General features: G+C 74.2%; 18 protein-coding genes. 9 read left to right on the forward strand and 9 right to left on the reverse strand.

What is annotated here, in order from left to right:
• Window positions 1-8: 8 nt before the first annotated feature.
• Entirely contained in the window at window positions 9-380 is a 372-nt protein-coding gene (locus tag ABD332_RS20630) for a PH domain-containing protein (protein ID WP_344503609.1), read from the reverse strand.
• 83 nt (window positions 381-463) lie between these two features.
• Here ABD332_RS20630 and ABD332_RS20635 point away from each other — a divergent pair, with 83 nt between their 5' ends.
• Window positions 464-649: a DUF4236 domain-containing protein gene (locus ABD332_RS20635; protein WP_344503610.1), complete on the forward strand. Its 186-nt coding sequence runs from the start codon at window positions 464-466 to the stop codon at window positions 647-649.
• Window positions 650-718: 69 nt separating this feature from the next.
• On the opposite strand, the gene ABD332_RS20640 is transcribed toward ABD332_RS20635, so the two are convergent.
• Window positions 719-1,201, reverse strand: a complete 483-nt coding sequence (locus tag ABD332_RS20640; protein ID WP_344503663.1) for a hypothetical protein — start codon at window positions 1,199-1,201, stop codon at window positions 719-721.
• Between the two features lie 101 nt (window positions 1,202-1,302).
• Here ABD332_RS20640 and ABD332_RS20645 point away from each other — a divergent pair, with 101 nt between their 5' ends.
• From ABD332_RS20645 to ABD332_RS20655, 3 genes are read left to right on the forward strand one after another with little or no spacing between them, the layout of a single operon-like run.
• Entirely contained in the window at window positions 1,303-1,662 is a 360-nt protein-coding gene (locus tag ABD332_RS20645; protein WP_344503611.1) for a GntR family transcriptional regulator, read from the forward strand.
• Window positions 1,659-2,534 carry an ABC transporter ATP-binding protein gene (locus ABD332_RS20650; protein ID WP_344503612.1) on the forward strand — a complete coding sequence of 292 codons (876 nt, stop codon included), beginning with the start codon at window positions 1,659-1,661 and terminating at the stop codon, window positions 2,532-2,534. The genes ABD332_RS20645 and ABD332_RS20650 overlap by 4 nt, the downstream gene beginning before the upstream one ends.
• Entirely contained in the window at window positions 2,531-3,226 is a 696-nt protein-coding gene (locus ABD332_RS20655; protein ID WP_344503613.1) for a hypothetical protein, read from the forward strand. The genes ABD332_RS20650 and ABD332_RS20655 overlap by 4 nt, the downstream gene beginning before the upstream one ends.
• A 46-nt stretch (window positions 3,227-3,272) precedes the next feature.
• On the opposite strand, the gene ABD332_RS20660 is transcribed toward ABD332_RS20655, so the two are convergent.
• Window positions 3,273-6,047: an AfsR/SARP family transcriptional regulator gene (locus ABD332_RS20660; protein ID WP_344503614.1), complete on the reverse strand. Its 2,775-nt coding sequence runs from the start codon at window positions 6,045-6,047 to the stop codon at window positions 3,273-3,275.
• Window positions 6,048-6,214: 167 nt separating this feature from the next.
• On the opposite strand from ABD332_RS20660, the gene ABD332_RS20665 reads away from it, so the two are divergent.
• The 5 genes from ABD332_RS20665 (at window position 6,215) to ABD332_RS20685 (ending at window position 11,054) form a co-directional block, all read left to right on the forward strand.
• Window positions 6,215-7,330, forward strand: a complete 1,116-nt coding sequence (locus tag ABD332_RS20665) for a M20 family metallopeptidase (protein WP_344503615.1) — start codon at window positions 6,215-6,217, stop codon at window positions 7,328-7,330.
• Window positions 7,327-8,205: a GNAT family N-acetyltransferase gene (locus tag ABD332_RS20670; protein ID WP_344503616.1), complete on the forward strand. Its 879-nt coding sequence runs from the start codon at window positions 7,327-7,329 to the stop codon at window positions 8,203-8,205. Before ABD332_RS20665 ends, ABD332_RS20670 begins: the two co-directional genes overlap by 4 nt.
• A 98-nt stretch (window positions 8,206-8,303) precedes the next feature.
• Entirely contained in the window at window positions 8,304-9,806 is a 1,503-nt protein-coding gene (locus ABD332_RS20675; protein WP_344503617.1) for an MFS transporter, read from the forward strand.
• Between the two features lie 7 nt (window positions 9,807-9,813).
• Window positions 9,814-10,461: a TetR/AcrR family transcriptional regulator gene (locus ABD332_RS20680; RefSeq protein ID WP_344503618.1), complete on the forward strand. Its 648-nt coding sequence runs from the start codon at window positions 9,814-9,816 to the stop codon at window positions 10,459-10,461.
• Window positions 10,443-11,054, forward strand: a complete 612-nt coding sequence (locus ABD332_RS20685; RefSeq protein WP_344503664.1) for a DNA-3-methyladenine glycosylase — start codon at window positions 10,443-10,445, stop codon at window positions 11,052-11,054. Before ABD332_RS20680 ends, ABD332_RS20685 begins: the two co-directional genes overlap by 19 nt.
• Window positions 11,055-11,060: 6 nt before the next feature.
• Here the strand turns inward: ABD332_RS20685 and ABD332_RS20690 are convergent, their stop codons facing one another.
• The 6 genes from ABD332_RS20690 to ABD332_RS20715 all read right to left on the reverse strand — a co-directional run bounded on the left by ABD332_RS20690 (window position 11,061) and on the right by ABD332_RS20715 (window position 16,609).
• Window positions 11,061-12,743 (reverse strand): sodium:solute symporter family protein, encoded by a 1,683-nt coding sequence (locus tag ABD332_RS20690; RefSeq protein ID WP_344503619.1) that lies wholly within the window; start codon window positions 12,741-12,743, stop codon window positions 11,061-11,063.
• Window positions 12,740-12,949: a DUF3311 domain-containing protein gene (locus ABD332_RS20695; RefSeq protein ID WP_344503620.1), complete on the reverse strand. Its 210-nt coding sequence runs from the start codon at window positions 12,947-12,949 to the stop codon at window positions 12,740-12,742. The genes ABD332_RS20690 and ABD332_RS20695 overlap by 4 nt, the downstream gene beginning before the upstream one ends.
• Before the next feature lie 20 nt (window positions 12,950-12,969).
• Entirely contained in the window at window positions 12,970-13,737 is a 768-nt protein-coding gene (locus ABD332_RS20700; protein ID WP_344503621.1) for a LysR family transcriptional regulator, read from the reverse strand.
• 7 nt (window positions 13,738-13,744) lie between these two features.
• Window positions 13,745-14,740 (reverse strand): LysR family transcriptional regulator, encoded by a 996-nt coding sequence (locus ABD332_RS20705; RefSeq protein WP_344503622.1) that lies wholly within the window; start codon window positions 14,738-14,740, stop codon window positions 13,745-13,747.
• 160 nt (window positions 14,741-14,900) lie between these two features.
• On the reverse strand, window positions 14,901-15,398 hold the full coding sequence (locus ABD332_RS20710) for a cupin domain-containing protein (RefSeq protein WP_344503623.1): 498 nt from the start codon (window positions 15,396-15,398) through the stop codon (window positions 14,901-14,903).
• Window positions 15,399-15,466: 68 nt separating this feature from the next.
• On the reverse strand, window positions 15,467-16,609 hold the full coding sequence (locus ABD332_RS20715) for a L,D-transpeptidase (protein ID WP_344503625.1): 1,143 nt from the start codon (window positions 16,607-16,609) through the stop codon (window positions 15,467-15,469).
• Window positions 16,610-16,706: the final 97 nt, after the last annotated feature.

A 16,706-nucleotide genomic window follows, 5' to 3' on the forward strand; every position in this document is an offset into this window, starting at 1 on the left:
GCCGTGGGTCAGTGGGACACGGCGTAGTGCAGGATCACGTTGTGGATGTGCTGGGTCTTCTCGACCCCGCGGACCTCGATCTCGTACGTGTGGGCGCCGACGTGGACGGCGATGTTGCCGCTGCTGAAGAAGTTGCCCGCCCACGACTTGTTGCTCACGATCGAGACGGCGGTCACCTTCTGGTAGGGGATCGACGTGAGCGCGAGCCGCTTGCCGACGAACGAGCGGTCCTGCAGGATCACGCGTCGGTCGGTCAGGCCGATGAACCCGGTGCCGATGCCGACGGCGTCGTAGACGGCGATGATGGTCTCGCCGGGCAGCAGACCGGACTGGATCTGCTCGAACTGTTCACGGCGGTCGTACTTCACCTGTTGGGCCATGTGTCCAACGTAGACCGACCCCTCAACCCGGCCGGTGGCGCGCATGGGTCATCCTTGACGGCACATCACGTCGAGGAGGACCCGTGCCGATCCTGTTCCGTAAGGCGATGCGTTTCGGCCCGCTGGTGCTGAACTTCACCCCGAAGGGCCTGTCCTCGTGGGGGTTGAAGATCGGCAAGTGGTCGTGGAACTCGAAGACCAGGGCGCACCGCTACGACCTGCCCGGCCCGTTCTCGTGGCGCAGCCGCGGCCGCCGCAGCGGCAGCTGAAGCCCCTGGCGCAGCCGAAGCCGCAGCTGAGCGGCCGCAGTTGAAGAAGCCCGCGGAGGCCGAAACCGCCTACCGGTCGCCGCGGGAGGACGACCCGTTGCTGAACACGCGCACCGGGACGTTCACCGTGCCCGGGTCGACGCTCCACTGTGCCGCGACCCGGTGCACGTCGCCGTCGTCGACGAGCTGACCGAAGGACCGCTCCAGGTCCGACGCCTCGCCGATCTCGTCGATCTCGCCGTCGGTGGCGGCGAACGACCGGAGCAGATCCCCCGACCGGGCGCGCTGCCACCGGTACACCTGCAGCCCTCGATGTGACGAGAAGAACTGCACCTCGGTCTCCAGGGCCGCGCTGAGCCCCGTCACGTCCGGCCGGTCCTTCATGAGCGCCATGCCCAGGACCAGGACCCACCCGTCGACCGGGGGCGTCACGATCAGGCGGTCGTCGGTGAAGTACGCCAGGTCGACGCCGGCCCGCCAGCCGGTCTCGCCGAGCTCGGTGAGCCCGAGCGCCGCCGCCGGGTCCCGGTCGCGCACGGCCAGCCACGCCATCTTCTGCACGCTTCGACGCTACCCCGCGACGCGGGGCTTGACGCGGCGGCGGCGAGGTTGCATGGTTAGTTACATGAGTAATGAACCGATGAACCAAGCCGATGGATGAGGGTCGGCCGATCTTCCTGCAGATCGCAGAGCAGATCGAGACGTCGATCGTCGACGGTTCGCTGCCCGAGGAGGCGCAGGTCCCGTCGACCAACGAGCTCGCGGCGTTTCACCGGATCAACCCCGCCACCGCCGCCAAGGGCGTCAACCAGCTGGTGGACGACGGCGTGCTCTACAAGAAGCGAGGCATCGGCATGTTCGTCTCCACGGGCGCGCGGGCCAGGCTCCGGCAGCGCCGCAAGGAGCAGTTCAGCGAGTTGTACCTGCAGCCGCTGCTGGCCGAGGCGGCGAAGCTCGGCATCCACGCCGACGAGCTCAAGACGATGATCGACCGCCACGAGGAGCAGCGATGACCACCACCCCCGTCGTGTCGGTGCAGGGCGTCTCGAAGCGGTTCGGCTCTGTCGCCGCGGTCGACGACGTCAGTTTCGACCTGCGCCGCAACGGCATCTACGGCCTGCTCGGCCGCAACGGCGCCGGCAAGACCACCCTCATGCAGCTGCTCACCGGCCAGCAGTTCGCCACCGGCGGCACGATCCGCGTCCTCGGCGCCGACCCGGTCGAGAACAGCCAGGTGCTGCGGCAGGTCAGCTTCGTCAAGGAGAGCCAGCGCTACCCGGACACGTTCAAGGTGCGGCACGTCCTGCTCGCCGGCCGGCTGCTGTTCCCCGAGTGGGACGAGGCGTTCGCCCGATCGCTCGTCGCCGACTTCCAGCTGCCCGTCGGCCGGCTGGTGAAGAAGCTGTCCCGCGGCATGCTGTCCGCGCTCGGCGTCACCGTCGGGCTCGCGTCCAGGGCGCCGCTGACGTTCTTCGACGAGCCGTACCTGGGCCTGGACGCCGTGTCGCGCCAGCTGTTCTACGACCGGCTGCTCGCCGACTACGCCGAGCACCCGCGGACCGTCGTGCTCTCCACCCATCTCATCGACGAGGTCGGCGACCTCATCGAGCACGTGCTGCTCATCGAGCGCGGCCGGATCGTCCTGGACGAGGCCGCCGACGCGCTGCGCGGGCAGGTCGTCACCGTCACCGGCCCGGCGCCGGCCGTCGACCGGCTCACCGTGAACACCGACGAGCTGCACCGCGAGCAGCTCGGGCCGCTCACCCGGGCCACCGTCCGGGGCGCCGTCCCGGCCGGCGCGGCCCGGGAGGCCGGCGTCCAGCTGGAACCCGTCTCGCTGCAGCAGCTCGTCGTCCGCATCACCGCACGGAAGGCCGCCTCATGAACCGCGTCTTCGCCATCGTCCGCATGCAGGCCGCGGGCCGCCGCGACGGCCTCGTCTGGCCCCTGGTCATCCTCGGCATCGCGTTCGCCGTCAACCTGGTGCTGTTCGGCTCGATGGGCGACGAGATGGGCGACCGTCCCGTGACCGGCGGCCTGGCCAGCGTCTACATCACCGCGCTCGTGTTCGGGGCGGTCGCGATGGCGCAGCAGTTCCCGTTCGCGCTCGGGATGAGCGTGACCCGGCGCGAGTTCGGCGCCGCGATCGGCCTGTTCACCCTCGCGCAGACCGTCATCTACGCCGTGCTCCTCGTCGTCCTCCAGGCGGTCGAGGCCGCCACCGGCGGGTGGGGCCTGCGGATGCGGTTCTTCGGCATCGGCCCCCTCGACACCTACGGCGTGCCGGCCCAGCTGCTCATCTACGGCGTGCCGCTGCTGCTGATGAGCCTCATCGGGATCGCGCTCGGCGCCGTGTACGTGCGCTGGCGCACCAACGGCGTCTTCGGCGCGATCACCGCCGTCATGGTCGTCCTCGGGCTCACCGCCGCCCTCATCACCAGGACGGGCAGGTGGCCGGCGGTCGGCGACTGGTTCCTCGACCAGAGCGCGCTGTCCCTGTTCGCCGGCTGGCCCTCGCTCGCCGGCGTGCTGCTGACCGCGCTGTCCTGGATCGCACTGCGCAAGGCGACCGCCTGACCCGCGCGCCGGCGTCACGCCCCCGTCATGCCCCCGTCATGCCCCGTTATGCCCCCGCCGCGGGATCCAGCGTGCTGAGGATCGACAGGCCGCGGCGGCGGTGCTCGGCGGCGGTCACCGGGTCGGCGGCGTCGTCGTGGGCGTCGGCGAGGTGGGCCAGGACCGCGGCCTCGCCGGAGCGGTCGCCGAGCTCCAGGTACGCCCGCAGCGCGTGCCCGTAGCAGGCGATCGCCTGGCGGGGGTCGCCGAGCCGGTGGTGGGCGTGGCCGACCGCGTCCCAGGCGCCCGCCTCGCCGTGCCGGTCGTCGAGCTCGATCGTCTCGGTGAGCGCCTCCCGGCAGCGCTGCAGGGCCTGCCGGTGCTCGCCGAGGTGGCCGTGGATCCAGCCGGTGGCGTTGAGGGCGCGGGCCCGCCAGATCCGGTCGCCGAGCCGGTCGAAGCGGCGCAGCGCCTCCTCGGTCAGGGTCAGCGCCTGCGGGTACCGGCGCAGGCGCAGCGCCAGCCCGCCCAGGTGGTAGCCGGCCCGGGCCAGCCCCGCCGTGTCACCGGCCTGCTCATGCACCCAAATCGCGGCGCCCAGGTGGTGCTCGGCGTCCTCGTAGCGGCCGATCCGGGCGTACGTGCGACCCAGCGCGCACGCGGTGTCACCCAGGCCCGCGTGGTCCACAGCCGGCGACCGGCCCCGCAGCTGGGCCCGCAGCGCGGTCTCGTGGACGGCGGCGAGGTCGTGCCACCGCCCGCGCCAGTCGAGGAACGTCGTGACCGCGGCCGCGAGCCGCCACGTGTGCCCGTCGAAGCCGGCGTCGGCGGCGAGGCGCACAGCCGCGAGCAGCGGGTCGCGTTCCGCGTCGAACCAGGCCAGGGCCTCGCCGCGGGTCCGGGGCCGGGGCACGGTCGTGCCGGGCTGCGGGTCGCCGAGGCGCCGCGGGCCGCGGGCCGGGTCGAGCAGGCGGGCCGCCGCGTCGGCGGTGTGCAGGTAATGGTCCAGCAGCCGGTGTACGGCCAGCCGGTGGCCCGGCGCCGCGTCGTGGACGGCGGCCTGCTCGGCGGCGTACGCCCGCAGCAGGTCGTGCAGGCAGTGCCGGCCGGGCGTGTCCTGGAAGACGAGGTTGGCGCGCACCAGCTCCGCCAGGGGGACCCGGGCCGCGTCCGCCGGGACGCCGGCGAGGCTGGCGATCGCGCCGGCGCCGAGGTCCGTGCCGGGGGCGAGGCTCATCCGGCGCAGCAGCTCCGCGGCCGCCGGTCGCAGCGCCCGGTAGGACCAGGAGAACACCGCCCGCGGGTCGGACACCGGGTCGTCGCCGGCGATCGCGTCCAGCGTGCCGGACGGCGTGCCGGCGGCGCGCAGCGACGCCGCCAGGTCCGCCAGGGGCAGCTCCGGCCGGGTCGCGGCCCGCCCGGCGGCGACGGCGAGCGCCAGGGGCAGCCGCGCGCAGCGGGCCACGATCTCGGCGACCGCCGCGGGCTCGGCCGCGACCCGGGCCGCGCCGAGCCGGCGGACCAGCAGGTCCCCGGCCTCGCCGGCGCTGAGCAGGTCGACGGCGACGGGCAGCGCCCCTTCGAGGGCGACCAGCGACGTGAGCGCGTCGCGGCTGGTGACGACCGCGAGGCAGCCGGGGGTGCCGGGCAGCAGCGGCCGGACCTGCTCGGCGTCGCGGGCGTTGTCGAGCACGATCAGGACCCGCCGGCCGGCCAGGAGGCTGCGCAGCAGGCCGGCCTGCGCGGCGAGCCCGGCGGGGACGCGGGCGGCGGCGACCCCGAACGCGTCGAGGAACCCGCGGACCGCGTCGGCGGGGTCGACCGGCCGGCCGCCGGGGTCGAAGCCGCGCAGGTTGACGTACAGCTGGCCGTCGGGGAACCGCCCGGCGGCGCGGTGCGCCCAGTGCACGACCAGCGCCGACTTGCCCACGCCCGCGGTCCCGGTGACCGCGGCGACCGCGACCCCACCGGCACCGGTGTCTGCGGTGTCGCCGGTGGCTCCGGTGAGGAGCGAGTCGAGGCGGGCGAGCTCGCCGGTCCGGCCGGCGAACGTGCCCACCGCCAGGGGCAGCTGGGCCGGCACCGCGGGGGCGGTGGCGGCGACCGGGGCGGGCGCGTCCAGCTCCGGGTCCTGGCGCAGGATCCCCGCCTCCAGGTCGCGCAGCGCGGCGCCGGGCTCGATGCCGAGGTCGTCGTCGAGCGTGCCGCGCAGCCGCCGGAACGCCGCGAGGGCGTCGGCCTGGCGGCCCAGCCGGTACAGCGTGAGCATCAGCAGCCCGTGCAGCTGCTCGTCGAAGGGGTGCTCGCGGGTCAGCTGCTCCAGGTCCGGCAGCAGCTGCGCGTGCTGCCCCAGCCCGAGCCGCGCCTCCAGCAGGGCGCGCCGGCCGCGCAGCCACAGCTGGCCGAGCCGCTCGGCCTGCTCGTCGAGCCACGGCAGCCCGCCGGTGTCGGCGAGGGGCGTGCCGCGCCACAGCTCGAGCGCGGCCTGCAGGTGGCGGGCGCGGGCCGCGGGGTCGGCCTCCTGCAGGCCGGCGGCGATGCGCCGTTCGGCGACCGCGACGTCGGTCCCCTCGCCGCCCGCGTCGAGCAGGTAGCCGGGTGGACGGGACGCGATGACGGCCTTGTCGCCGAGGGTGCGTCGCAGGTACGACACGTGACTCTGCAACGCGTTGACGGCGTTCGGCGGGGGAGCGTCGCCCCACACCAGGTCGACGAGGCGCCCGGTGCTGACGACCTCGCCCGGGTGCAGGCCGAGGACCGCGAGGACCGCCTTGCGCCGCTGCCCCCGCACGGGGCGCGCGGCACCGTCGACGAGCACGTCGACCGGACCGAGAAGCCTCACCCGCAACGCCGCCGCCCCCCAACGGTTGACTCCCTCGAACGTATCGATGAACCCGGGCGCTGACCGCCGGGTGTCCGACTGTTGACGACGCAACCGAACCGGCGCGCCGGCGGTCTTCGCCGCCTGCCCCCGGGGTGTCGCCGCGGTGGTCCGGATAGGTTGGATCGATGAGCGCGTTGGAGAAGCTGCGGGCTGCCGCGCCCGTCATGCGTGAGGACCTTGCCGGGCTCGTCGCCGTCGAGTCGCCGTCCGCCGACCTCGACGCCCTGGCCAGATGCGCCGACGTCGTCGCCGGGCTCGGCCGGCGGTGCACCGGGCTGGCGCCGGAGCGGGTCGTCGTCGCCGACCGGCCGCACCTGCGGTGGCGCTTCGGTGACGGGCCGGTCCGCGTGGTGCTCGTCGGGCACTTCGACACGGTGTGGCCGGTCGGCACCCTGGCCCGCTGGCCGTTCGCCGTCGACGGCGACCGGTGCACCGGCCCCGGCGTCGTGGACATGAAGGGCGGCCTGGTCGTGCTCTTCCACGCCCTGGCGGCGGTCGCGGACCTCGACGGCGTCGCCGTGGTGTGCAATTCCGACGAGGAGATCGGCTCACCGACGTCGCTGGCGCTCATCGAGGAGACGGCCGCCGGCGCCGCGGGCGCGCTGATCCTCGAGGGCAGCGCCGACGGCCGGCTGAAGATCGCCCGGAAGGGCATCGCGCACTACTCGCTGCGGGTCACCGGCCGCGCGTCGCACGCCGGGGTCGCCCCGCACCTCGGGATCAACGCCGGGGTCGAGCTGGCGCACCAGGTGCTGCGGGTCGCGGCGCTCGGCGCCCCACCGGGCACGACCGTCACCCCCACCGACGCCGTCGTCGGCACCACGAGCAACACGGTGCCGGCCGCCGCCCGGGTCAGCGTCGACGTCCGCGCGTTCGACCCGGCCGAGCTGACCCGGGTCGACACGGCGCTGCGCGGCCTGCGGCCGGTGCTGCCGGGCGCCGAGCTGACCGTCGAGCTCGGCCCGTCCCGGCCCGCGATGCCCGAGTCGGCGTCGGCGTCGCTGTTCGCCCTGGCCCGCCGGGTCGGCGCCGAGCTGGGCCTGCCGCCGCTTTCGGGCGAGGCGGTCGGCGGCGGCTCCGACGGCAACCTCACCGCCGGCATCGGCGTGCCGACCCTCGACGGGCTCGGCGTCGTCGGCGGCAACGCGCACGCCGAAGGGGAGTGGTCCGACCTGGCGACCATGCCGGAGCGGGCCGCCCTCGTCGCCGGCCTCGTCGACGCGATCGGCCGGTTACGGTGAACCTGGCCGCCGCCGACGCCGCCTCCCCGGTGGCGGACGCGTGGGAGTGCGCGGCGGCGGCCGCGGAGCGGGCCGGGGTCGAGATCGTGGAGACCGCCGACGTGCCCGGCCGGGCCGCGTTCGACGACGTGTCGGTGCTGCTGCAGCGGGTGTGGCGGGCCGATCACCGGGCCGAGATCGCCGCGCCGGGCCTGCTGCGGACCTACGCGCACTCCGGCAACTACGTCGCCGGGGCCTACCGTGGCGGCCGGCTGACCGGTGCCGCGGTCGGCTTCTTCGGCCGGGACGAGCGGGGGACGCCGCACCTGCACTCGTTCGTCGCGGGGGTCGAGCCCGGCGGCCTCGGCGCTGGGGTCGGGTTCGCGATCAAGCAGCACCAGCGGGCCTGGACGCTCGCCCGCGACGTGCCCGAGGTCCGCTGGACCTACGACCCGCTCGTGCTGCGCAACGCCTCCTTCAACCTGCGCAAGCTCGGCGGCCACGCGGTCCGCTACCTGCCCGAGTTCTACGGCGCGATGGCCGACGGCATCAACAGCGGCGACCTCAGCGACCGCCTGCTGCTCGTGTGGCGGCTCGCCGCGCCCGAGGCCGTCGCCGCCGCCCACGGCACTCCCGCCGGTGTCGACGTCGCCGGCACCGCGAAGCTCCTCGACCGTGCCGGCGACGGCACGCCGCTGCGGTTGCCGGCCGTCCCGGCGCCGGCGGTGCTCGTGGCCGTGCCGCCGGACGTGGAGGGCCTGCGGGCCAGCGACCCGGCGGGCGCGGCGGCGTGGCGGCTCGCGGTGCGGGACGTCATGGCCGGGCGGCTCGCCGCCGGCTGGCGGATTGCCGGGTTCTCCCGCGACGGCTACTACCTGCTCACCGAGGAGGGGTGACGACCGCCACGTCGCGGATCGACTACCGATAACTTTACAAGCGTTAGCTGACGTGTCTAACCTTACGGGCGTAAACAAACGTCCGTAAGGGGTCTCCGATGTCCGAACACCCGCGCCGGTGGGCCGCGCTCGCGGTGCTCAGCCTCACCCTGGTCGCCGTCACCCTCGACAACTCCGTGCTGAACACCGCCCTGCCGTCCCTGGCGCACGGGCTGCACGCCACCACGTCCGACCTGCAGTGGATCACCGACGCGTACACCCTCGTCTTCGCCTCGGCGCTGATCCTCGCCGGCAGCCTCGGCGCCCGGCTCGGCTCGCGGCGCGCCCTGATCGGCGGCCTCGTGGTCTTCGGCGGCGGCTCCGCCGTGGCGGCCCTCGCCGACACGCCCGGCCAGCTGATCGCGTGGCGGGCCGTCATGGGGCTCGGCGCCGCGTTCGTCATGCCGGCGACCCTCGCCATCATCACCCGCATCTTCTCCCCGGCGGAGCGGCCGAAGGCGTTCGCGGCCTGGTCGGCGGCGGCGGGCATCGGCGTGCTCATCGGCCCGGTCACGGGCGGCGCGCTGCTGGAGCACTACTCGTGGAGCAGCGCCTTCTGGATCAACGTCCCGCTGGTCGCGGGCGCGCTGGTCGCGGTGGTCCGGCTGGTGCCGGCCGTCCCGGTGGTGCGCACCGGCCGTCTCGACATCCTCGGCGCCCTGCTGTCCACGGCCGCGGTCGCGCTGCTGGTGGACTTCGTCATCCAGGCCCCGGCCCGCGGCTGGACCGCTCCGCTCGGCTTCGCCGAGCTCGGCGCCGCCGTCGTCCTGGCCGCGCTGTTCGTGGCGTGGCAGCTGCGGGCGGCGTCGCCGCTGGTGCGGCTCGACCTGTTCGCCAACCGCACCTTCCTGCTCGCCGCGCTGTCCCTCGCCGTCGTGTTCTTCGTCCTCTTCGGCACGCTGTTCGAGCTGTCGCAGTACCTGCAGCTCGTCCACGGGTACAGCCCGCTCGTCGCCGGCCTGGGCGCGATGCCCTTCGCCGTCGCGATGGCGACCACCTCCGCGACCTCGGCGCTGCTGTCGAAGCGGCTCGGCGTGCGCTGGACCCTCGTGCTGGGCCTGTCCCTCGCCGTCGCCGGGCTGCTCTCGCTGTCCACCACCGGGGTCGGCACCGAGTTCTGGAAGGTCGCATTCGGGACCGGCGTGATCGGGCTCGGCATGGGCATGATGATGGCCCCGGCCAGCCTGCAGATCAGCGGCTCGGTCCCGCCCGAGTACAGCTCCATGGCCGGCGCCCTCAACAGCGTCATCCGCGAGCTCGGCGGCGTCCTCGGCATCGCGGTGCTCGGCACGGTCGTCTCCTCGGCGTACCGGAGCGACCCCGCCCTCGTCCTGCCCGGCGCGGACCTGCCGGCCGCCCACGCCGCCGCGGCCACCATGCCGCCCGCCGACGCGCAGCAGGTCCTGTCCGCGGCCGACGCCGCCTTCACCGCCGCCATGGACCGCGGCGCCCTGGTCGCGGCCGGCATCGCGGCCCTGATGGCCGTCGCCGTGGCCGTGATCCGCCCGGCGGCCGCCCGCACCGCGCCCGCCGAGGCGCAGCTCGTCGCCCAACCGGCATGATGGACCGATGACGACATCGGGAGGCCGCACTCGCAACCGCAGGGGCGAGGGCGGCCTCCTGCGCGACGAGATCGTCGCCGCCGCCGAACGCATCCTGGAGCGCGAGGGCGACGAGGCCGCGATCACGCTGCGGTCCGTGGCCCGGGAGGCCGGGATCGCGGCGCCGTCCATCTACGCGCACTTCGCCGACCGGGACGCCGTCATCGAGGCCGTGCTCGACATCGCGTTCGACCGGCTGCGGCAGATCGTCATCGACACCACCACGGCGCTCGCCGACGAGGACTGCGTCGCGTCCCTGCTGGCCGGGTGCCACGCCTATGTCGACTTCGCGATGCGGGAGCCGGCGCGCTACCGGGTGCTGTTCGGCCGCCTCCGGGAGGGCCGGCCCGACCTGAAGATGCCGCTGAAGCTGGAGGACGTGCCCCCGAAGTGGCGGTCCCGCCTGCAGTCCTTCGAGGTGCTCGTCCACGCGCTCGCCGCCTGCGTCGCCGCCGGCCGGTCCACCAGCACCGACCCGTTCGCCGACGCGGCGCTGGTGTGGACGGCGCTGCACGGCGCGGTCATGATGCGCCAGTTCGTGCCGGGCTTCCCGTGGCCGCCGTTCGAGGAGTCCGTCGACGCGGTGGTCCTGCGCATCTGCCGGATCTCGCAGTGACCCTCGCCGACGACCTCGCGGGCCCGGTCGACACCGCCGCGCGGGCCCTGCTGGGCTGCACGTTGACCGCCGGCGGGGTGACGGTCCGCCTGACCGAGGTGGAGGCGTACTCGGGCACCGGCGAGGACCCGGCCTCCCACGCCCACCGCGGCCGCACCCCGCGCAACGAGATCATGTTCGGCCCCGCCGGCCACGCGTACGTCTACTTCACCTACGGCATGCACTACTGCGTCAACGTCGTCACCGGCACCGACGGCACCGCGTCGGCGGTGCTGCTACGGGCCGGCGAGGTCGTCGACGGCCTGCCGGTCGCCAGGTCGCGCCGGCCGGCCGCGCGCACCGACGCCGAGCTGGCCCGCGGCCCCGCCAGGCTGTGCTCCGCGCTCGGCATCGACAGGTCCTTCTACGGCACCTACCTCCTCGGCGACCCGCCCCTGCTGCGGGCCCCGGCCGCCGCGGTGCCCGCCCTCGCCGTCTCGACCGGCCCCCGCGTCGGCGTCACCGGCGCGCACGACGTCCCGTGGCGCTTCTGGGTCACCGGTGACGCGACGGTCAGCGCGTACCGGCGCCACACGCCGAAACCGGCGATGTGAGGGTGGTCAGAAGCGGGTGCGCCGCCGCGGGGTGGTGACGCCCCGCTGGTGCGGCGGCGGGGCGAATGGCCGGGTGTGGGCGCCGCCCGGGGTGCGGGGCAGGCCGTCGAGGAGGTCGTCGAGGCGCTTCACCATGGGGTCGCCGACGTCGGCCGTGTAGTCCTCCGGGCGCGTCCGGTCGATCCCCGCGGGCACCTTCGCGAACCGGAGCAGCACCGTGCCGGCCACCGACACGATCAGGTTGGCGAGGAGTGCGATGAGGCCCACGTACACCATGACGCCGTCACCGAAGGACCAGCTGGAGCCGCCGAAGTGGGCCTTCACCACGACGCCGCCGGGGCCGAGCTGCGGGATCCGGTAGAGCATCGCCACGGCCGTGACCAGGCCCGTGACCAGGCCGGCGATGAGCGCCGCGCGGTGGAACCACGCCGTCGTCAGGCCGAACATCACCGCGGGGATGGTCTGCAGGATGACGGCGCCGCCGATGAGCTGGAGCTCCGCGGAGTACGCGGGGTCGAGCAGGAGGATGACCCCGACCGCGCCGAACTTCACGACCAGCGACGCCCAGCGGCTGACGCGGGCCTCCTCGGCGGGGCCGGCGTCGGGACGCAGGTACTGGCGGTAGATCGAGCGGGTGAACGCGTTCGCCGCCGCGATCGACATGACCGCGGCCGGGATCAGCGCGGCGACGCCGAGCGTGGCGTAGGCGATGCCCGCCGACCAGCCGGGCAGCAGCTTGTGGAACAGCTGCGGGGTGATGGTGTTGAGGTCACGGCCGACGGGGACGACGCCGTTGGCGACCGCGAACAGGCCGAGCAGCCCCATCAGGCCCAGCGCCAGGCAGTAGACCGGCAGGGCGGCGGTGTTGCGCTGCACGGTCGACCGGTCCCGGGCGGCGATGATCGCGATGACCGCGTGCGGGTACGCGAAGATCGACAGCGCCGAGCCGACCACCATGGTCAGGTAGCCGATCTGCCCCGGGCCGGACAGCAGCAGGCCGTCGGCCGGCGACGGCGTCTTCGCGAAGTGCTCTGCGGCGCGCCGGAACGTGGTGCCCCAGCCGCCGGACATCGCCACGATCAGCACGCCGGACACGACGACCCACACGAGCAGGATGTCCTTGGCGATCGACAGCAGGGCCGGCGCCCGCAGCCCGGAGCGGAACGTGCTCACCGACACCAGGCCGACGGCGACAAGCAGCGGCCACTCGCCGTCGACGCCGAGCGTCTTGAACACCGCCTGCAGCGACAGCAGCTGCACCGACACGTACGGCATGGTCGCCACGATGCCCGTGACCGCCACCAGCGCCGCGAGCCCCGGCGACCCGAACCGCGCCCCGGCCATCTCGCCCGGCGTCACGAACCCGTGCCGGTGCGACACCGACCAGGCGCGGGCGGAGAGGATGAACGCGACCGGGGTCGTGGCGATCGCGAACGGCACCGCGAAGAAGCCGAGCGCGCCCACCCCGTAGGTCAGCGCGGGCACGGCGACGAACGTGTAGGCGGTGTACATGCTGCCGCCGAGCAGGAACCAGGTGACCCAGCTGCCGAACGCCCGGCCGCCGACGCCCCACTCCTCGAGGCTGTGGATGCTCTGCGGCTGCCGCCACCGCGCCGCCGCGAGGCCGAGCCCCATCATCACGGTCATGAGCAGCACGAACACGGCGATCTCGACGTCCCGGTCGCTCATCGGTGGGTCTTCCGGCGCACGCCGACGTAGACGATCGAGATGACCACGGTCGCGAGGACGGCGCAGGCCAGCTGGTACCAGTAGAAGAACGGCACCCCCAGCAGCGTCGGTTCGAGGCGGTTGTAGAACGGCACGGCCAGGGGCGCGACGGTCGGGAGCACCAGCAGCCAGTACAGGGGGCGGTGGCGCTGATCAGGCTCGGGCATCGCTTGATAACAGTGCGCGATCATCGAGAATGCAAAGACGAAAAGCCATCGACCCCATAGGTGCGCAGCATCGTCTCGAGCCGCCGCGCCGCCGGTGATCGGTGCTGGTGCTGGTGCTGGCTGACCACTCCGACGTCGACCGTCGCCGGCGGGTCGAACCGGTGCAGCACCGCCCCGGCCGCCTCCGCCCGCCGCGCGTAGCCGCCGGCGACGACCGCCGTCGCGCCCGCCCGCAGCAGCGGCAGGACGGCCTCGCTGTGCCGGGTCCTGACGTCCGCGCCGTCGACGCGGAACCGTTCCTGCCGGCCGAGCGGCTCGACGCGGACGGCGGGGTGCTCGACCGGCAGGTACGTGACGCCGAGCTCGCAGCGCCCGTCGACGACGTGGCGGACCAGGTCGTCCTCGTCGCGCGGGCCGTGCACGCGCACCGGCACCCCCGGATGCCGCCGCCGGAACGCCGCGATGGCCGGCGCCACGTCCACGGCCAGGGGGTCGAGGACGGCGACGTCGAGCCAGCCGGCGGCGAGGCCGACGACGCATCCGACGGCGGCCCGGGCGTCGGCGAGGTCGGCGAGCACCTTCCTGGCCGGGTCGAGCAGCGCCTTCCCGGCGTCCGTCAGGGCGAGCGGGCGCTGCCGCCGGTCGAACAGCTCCACCGACATGTCCCGTTCGAGCGCCCGGATCGACTGGGACAGCGACGGCTGTGCCACGTGCAGCGCGGCGGCCGCCGCGGTGACGCCGCCGTGCTCGGCGACGGCGACGAAGTACGCGAGCCTGCGCAGGTCCATGCCGCAGTCACCCCTCCCGCAGCGCGTGGTCTGCTTCCCGCCGGCCGTGGCCTGCTTCTCGCGGGGCGTGGTCGGCCTCTCGCAGGGCATGGTCGAGGAATGCCCGCGCTGTCGCGGACAGCTCGCCGGGGCGGTGCACGATGCCGTACGGCAGCCGCAACGCCGGCACGACCCGCCTGGCCACCGCCCCTCTGGCCACCGCCGCGGGCGTGGCCACGTCAGGCATGAACGCCGCCCCGGCCCCGGCGATGACCAGGTCGGTGATCAGGTCCCGCTGCCCGCTCTCGACCACGACCCTGGTCCTGACCCCGGCCGCCCGCAGCGCCGACTCGACCAGCAGCCGCGACGCGCTGCCGCGCGGCACGCCGAGCAGCTCCAGCCCCGCCAGATCCGCCAGCCGCACGGCCTCGGCGGTGGCCGTGTCGGTGTCGGTGGCGGCGGCAGAGGCGGAGGCGGAGGAGGGTGGGACGCGGGTCGCGGGGCGGGCGGTGTGCGGCGGCGGGAACACGAGGACCAGGTCGTGCGCGCCGAGCGCCACCTCGCACAGCCCCAGCCGGGCCGCCGGCAGGTGGACCAGGCCGAGCTCGCTCACCCCGTCGCGGACCCGGGCCAGCAGCGCCTCGTCGGTGTCGCGGTCCAGGTTGACCGACACGCCCGGGTGCGCCCGCAGGAAGCCACCGACCAGCTCGGCGCCCGGGTGCGCCCCGAGCGGCGCCGACGCCACGAGCTCCAGGCTGTCGTGCTCGGGCCGCCCGCCGACGGCCTCGCCGGCCATGGCGACGTCGCGGATCAGCACCCGGGCCGGCCCGAGGAACGCCCGCCCGGCCGCGGACAGCGTCACCCCGTGCGACGCCCGGTGGAACAGGGCCGTGCCGAGGTCGCGCTCCAGGGCCTTCACCGACTGCGACATGGTCGGCTGGGCGACGTTGAGCGCGGTCGCCGCCCTGCCGAACCCACCGTGCTCCACCACGGCGAGGAAGTACCTGATCTGCCGGGTGTCCACGGGTCACACGTCTTTCAGCACGCTTCGTGCAGAAATCATGTCGACAGTGTTACGCGTGTGTGCCGAGCGTGTCCAGGATCTGGACGCCGGACTTCGCGGCGGCCCGGCCCCCGCGACCGTGACGGCCGCGGGACCGGGCTTGCCATCAATGCCGGGACCGCTACCAGCACGCCTCGCGCTGCGGGACCCGGTCCGCGTCCGGCCGGCGGATCATCGCGGTGAGCGGTGCCAGCCGGTACTCGGCGTCGGTCACGTGCTCGCCCCATTCCGTGCCGGTGTCGTCCGTGTCGGCGCCGGTGTCATCCGTGCCGGTGCCGGCCGGGCCGGTCTCGTGGGCCGACACGACCGCCATGAACGTGTTCGGCGCGGCGCCGTGCCAGTGCCACTCGCCGGCCTCGACGACGACGGTGTCGCCGGCGCGCACCTCGTGGATCGGGCCGCCCCGGCGCTGCACCCGGCCCACGCCGTGCAGGACGGTCAGGATCCGGCCGTACGGGCAGCGGTGCCAGGCCGTCCGGGTGCCGGGACTGAACTGCGCGTGGAACGTCTGCAGGCGGGACGGCTCCAGGCCGGTGACGTCCCGGTCGATCCAGACGACGCCGGAATAGTGTTGTTGCGGGGCCTGCCGGCCTCGGCTCGGGGCACGGACGACTTCCATGGACCTTTCCTCTCTGGAAACGGACTCCCTGCTTCGGTTCGCTGCTGTGATTCGCCCGGGCGGACGCGTCAGGCCTTGTAGTCGGCCCAGGACAGGTCCCAGGCGGTCCAGCCGTCGCCCGGGTCCAGCGGCACCCCGGTGTTGCGCGTGGTGACCGGGTCACCGACGAGCGTCTGCTCGTACAGCCACTTCGCGTTCGCTGTCGAGACGTTGGTGCAACCGTGGGAGACGTTGCGCTGGCCCTGGTCGCCGACCGACCACGGCGCTGCGTGGATGTACTGGCCGCCCCACGTCAGCCGCATGGCGTACTGCACCGCGACGGTGTACTCCGGGGTGCGGAACACCGTCGAGGCTTCCCGCGACATGATGACGGTGGCGCCGCTCGACGTCGGCGTCGACGGCTTGCCGAGGCTCACCGGCATGGTCCGCACGAGTGCGTCGTTCTGGTAGACGTTCATCTGCTTCGTCGCGTTGTCGATGTCGATGGTCAGCTTCCGGCCGATCGTGACCGTCGCCGCGAAGTCCTCGTCGGCGTGACCGGAGCCGATCCGCACGCCGTTGAGCGCCTTCCGCGCGGTGATCTTCGTGCCGGGCTGCCAGTACTTCTCCGGCCGGTACATCACCTGCCGGCCGCCGAACCAGTGCCACGCACCGGGCTGCGGCGGATCGCTCTTCACGAAGAGACGCTGCTGCACGGCGGCGCGCGACTCCTGCGGGACGTCGGAGCCGAACTCCACGACGATCGGCATGCCGACGCCGTAGGTCCCGCCGTTGGTCAACATCAGGTCGGACGTGACGACCGGGCCGCTGGCCTTCGCCGCCGTGGTGAAGGCCGCCTCCCGGGTCACGGGTTTGTTGTCGGCACCGACGGCGGTGACCTTCGCGGTGTACGCCGTGCCGTAGCGCAGCGCGGTGGCGGGCACCCACGACGTACCGTCTTCGCGGAACTCGCCGGCGACCCGCTGGCCCGCCGCGTCGGTCAGGACGACCTCGGTGATCTTCCCGTCGTTGACCTTCGTGCCGATCTCGGTGCTGATCGCCACCCCCGACTCGCCCGCCGCCGGGCTGACGGCCAGCCCGACCGCCGGCGGCGGAGCGGTCGACTTCGCCGCCGTGGGCTTCTTCGTCGAACTGGTACACGCCGACAGGCCCAACTGCGCTCCCACCGCGAGCGCGACCAGCGCCGCCGCGGTCCGGCTGGGCCCCCTCATGTGTTCTGCCTGTGCATGGACATGGGGGCATCGTCGTGCGCATCGGGGCGAGGCCGGGGCGGCAATACGAGTGACAATGCGAGGGACCTGGGCCCGC

Origin of the sequence: Dactylosporangium maewongense, from assembly GCF_039531485.1 — a bacterium.
Taxonomy (GTDB): domain Bacteria; phylum Actinomycetota; class Actinomycetes; order Mycobacteriales; family Micromonosporaceae; genus Dactylosporangium; species Dactylosporangium maewongense.

What these genes read in the sequence shown, in the direction of transcription:
- ABD332_RS20630 (WP_344503609.1), bottom strand. Translation starts at nt 380, where the DNA reads ATGGCCCAACAGGTGAAGTACGACCGCCGTGAACAGTTCGAGCAGATC.
- ABD332_RS20640 (WP_344503663.1), bottom strand. Translation starts at nt 1,201, where the DNA reads ATGGCGTGGCTGGCCGTGCGCGACCGGGACCCGGCGGCGGCGCTCGGG.
- ABD332_RS20645 (WP_344503611.1), top strand. Translation starts at nt 1,303, where the DNA reads ATGGATGAGGGTCGGCCGATCTTCCTGCAGATCGCAGAGCAGATCGAG.
- ABD332_RS20650 (WP_344503612.1), top strand. Translation starts at nt 1,659, where the DNA reads ATGACCACCACCCCCGTCGTGTCGGTGCAGGGCGTCTCGAAGCGGTTC.
- ABD332_RS20655 (WP_344503613.1), top strand. Translation starts at nt 2,531, where the DNA reads ATGAACCGCGTCTTCGCCATCGTCCGCATGCAGGCCGCGGGCCGCCGC.
- ABD332_RS20665 (WP_344503615.1), top strand. Translation starts at nt 6,215, where the DNA reads ATGAGCGCGTTGGAGAAGCTGCGGGCTGCCGCGCCCGTCATGCGTGAG.
- ABD332_RS20675 (WP_344503617.1), top strand. Translation starts at nt 8,304, where the DNA reads ATGTCCGAACACCCGCGCCGGTGGGCCGCGCTCGCGGTGCTCAGCCTC.
- ABD332_RS20680 (WP_344503618.1), top strand. Translation starts at nt 9,814, where the DNA reads ATGACGACATCGGGAGGCCGCACTCGCAACCGCAGGGGCGAGGGCGGC.
- ABD332_RS20690 (WP_344503619.1), bottom strand. Translation starts at nt 12,743, where the DNA reads ATGAGCGACCGGGACGTCGAGATCGCCGTGTTCGTGCTGCTCATGACC.
- ABD332_RS20695 (WP_344503620.1), bottom strand. Translation starts at nt 12,949, where the DNA reads ATGCCCGAGCCTGATCAGCGCCACCGCCCCCTGTACTGGCTGCTGGTG.
- ABD332_RS20700 (WP_344503621.1), bottom strand. Translation starts at nt 13,737, where the DNA reads ATGGACCTGCGCAGGCTCGCGTACTTCGTCGCCGTCGCCGAGCACGGC.
- ABD332_RS20710 (WP_344503623.1), bottom strand. Translation starts at nt 15,398, where the DNA reads ATGGAAGTCGTCCGTGCCCCGAGCCGAGGCCGGCAGGCCCCGCAACAA.
- ABD332_RS20715 (WP_344503625.1), bottom strand. Translation starts at nt 16,609, where the DNA reads ATGAGGGGGCCCAGCCGGACCGCGGCGGCGCTGGTCGCGCTCGCGGTG.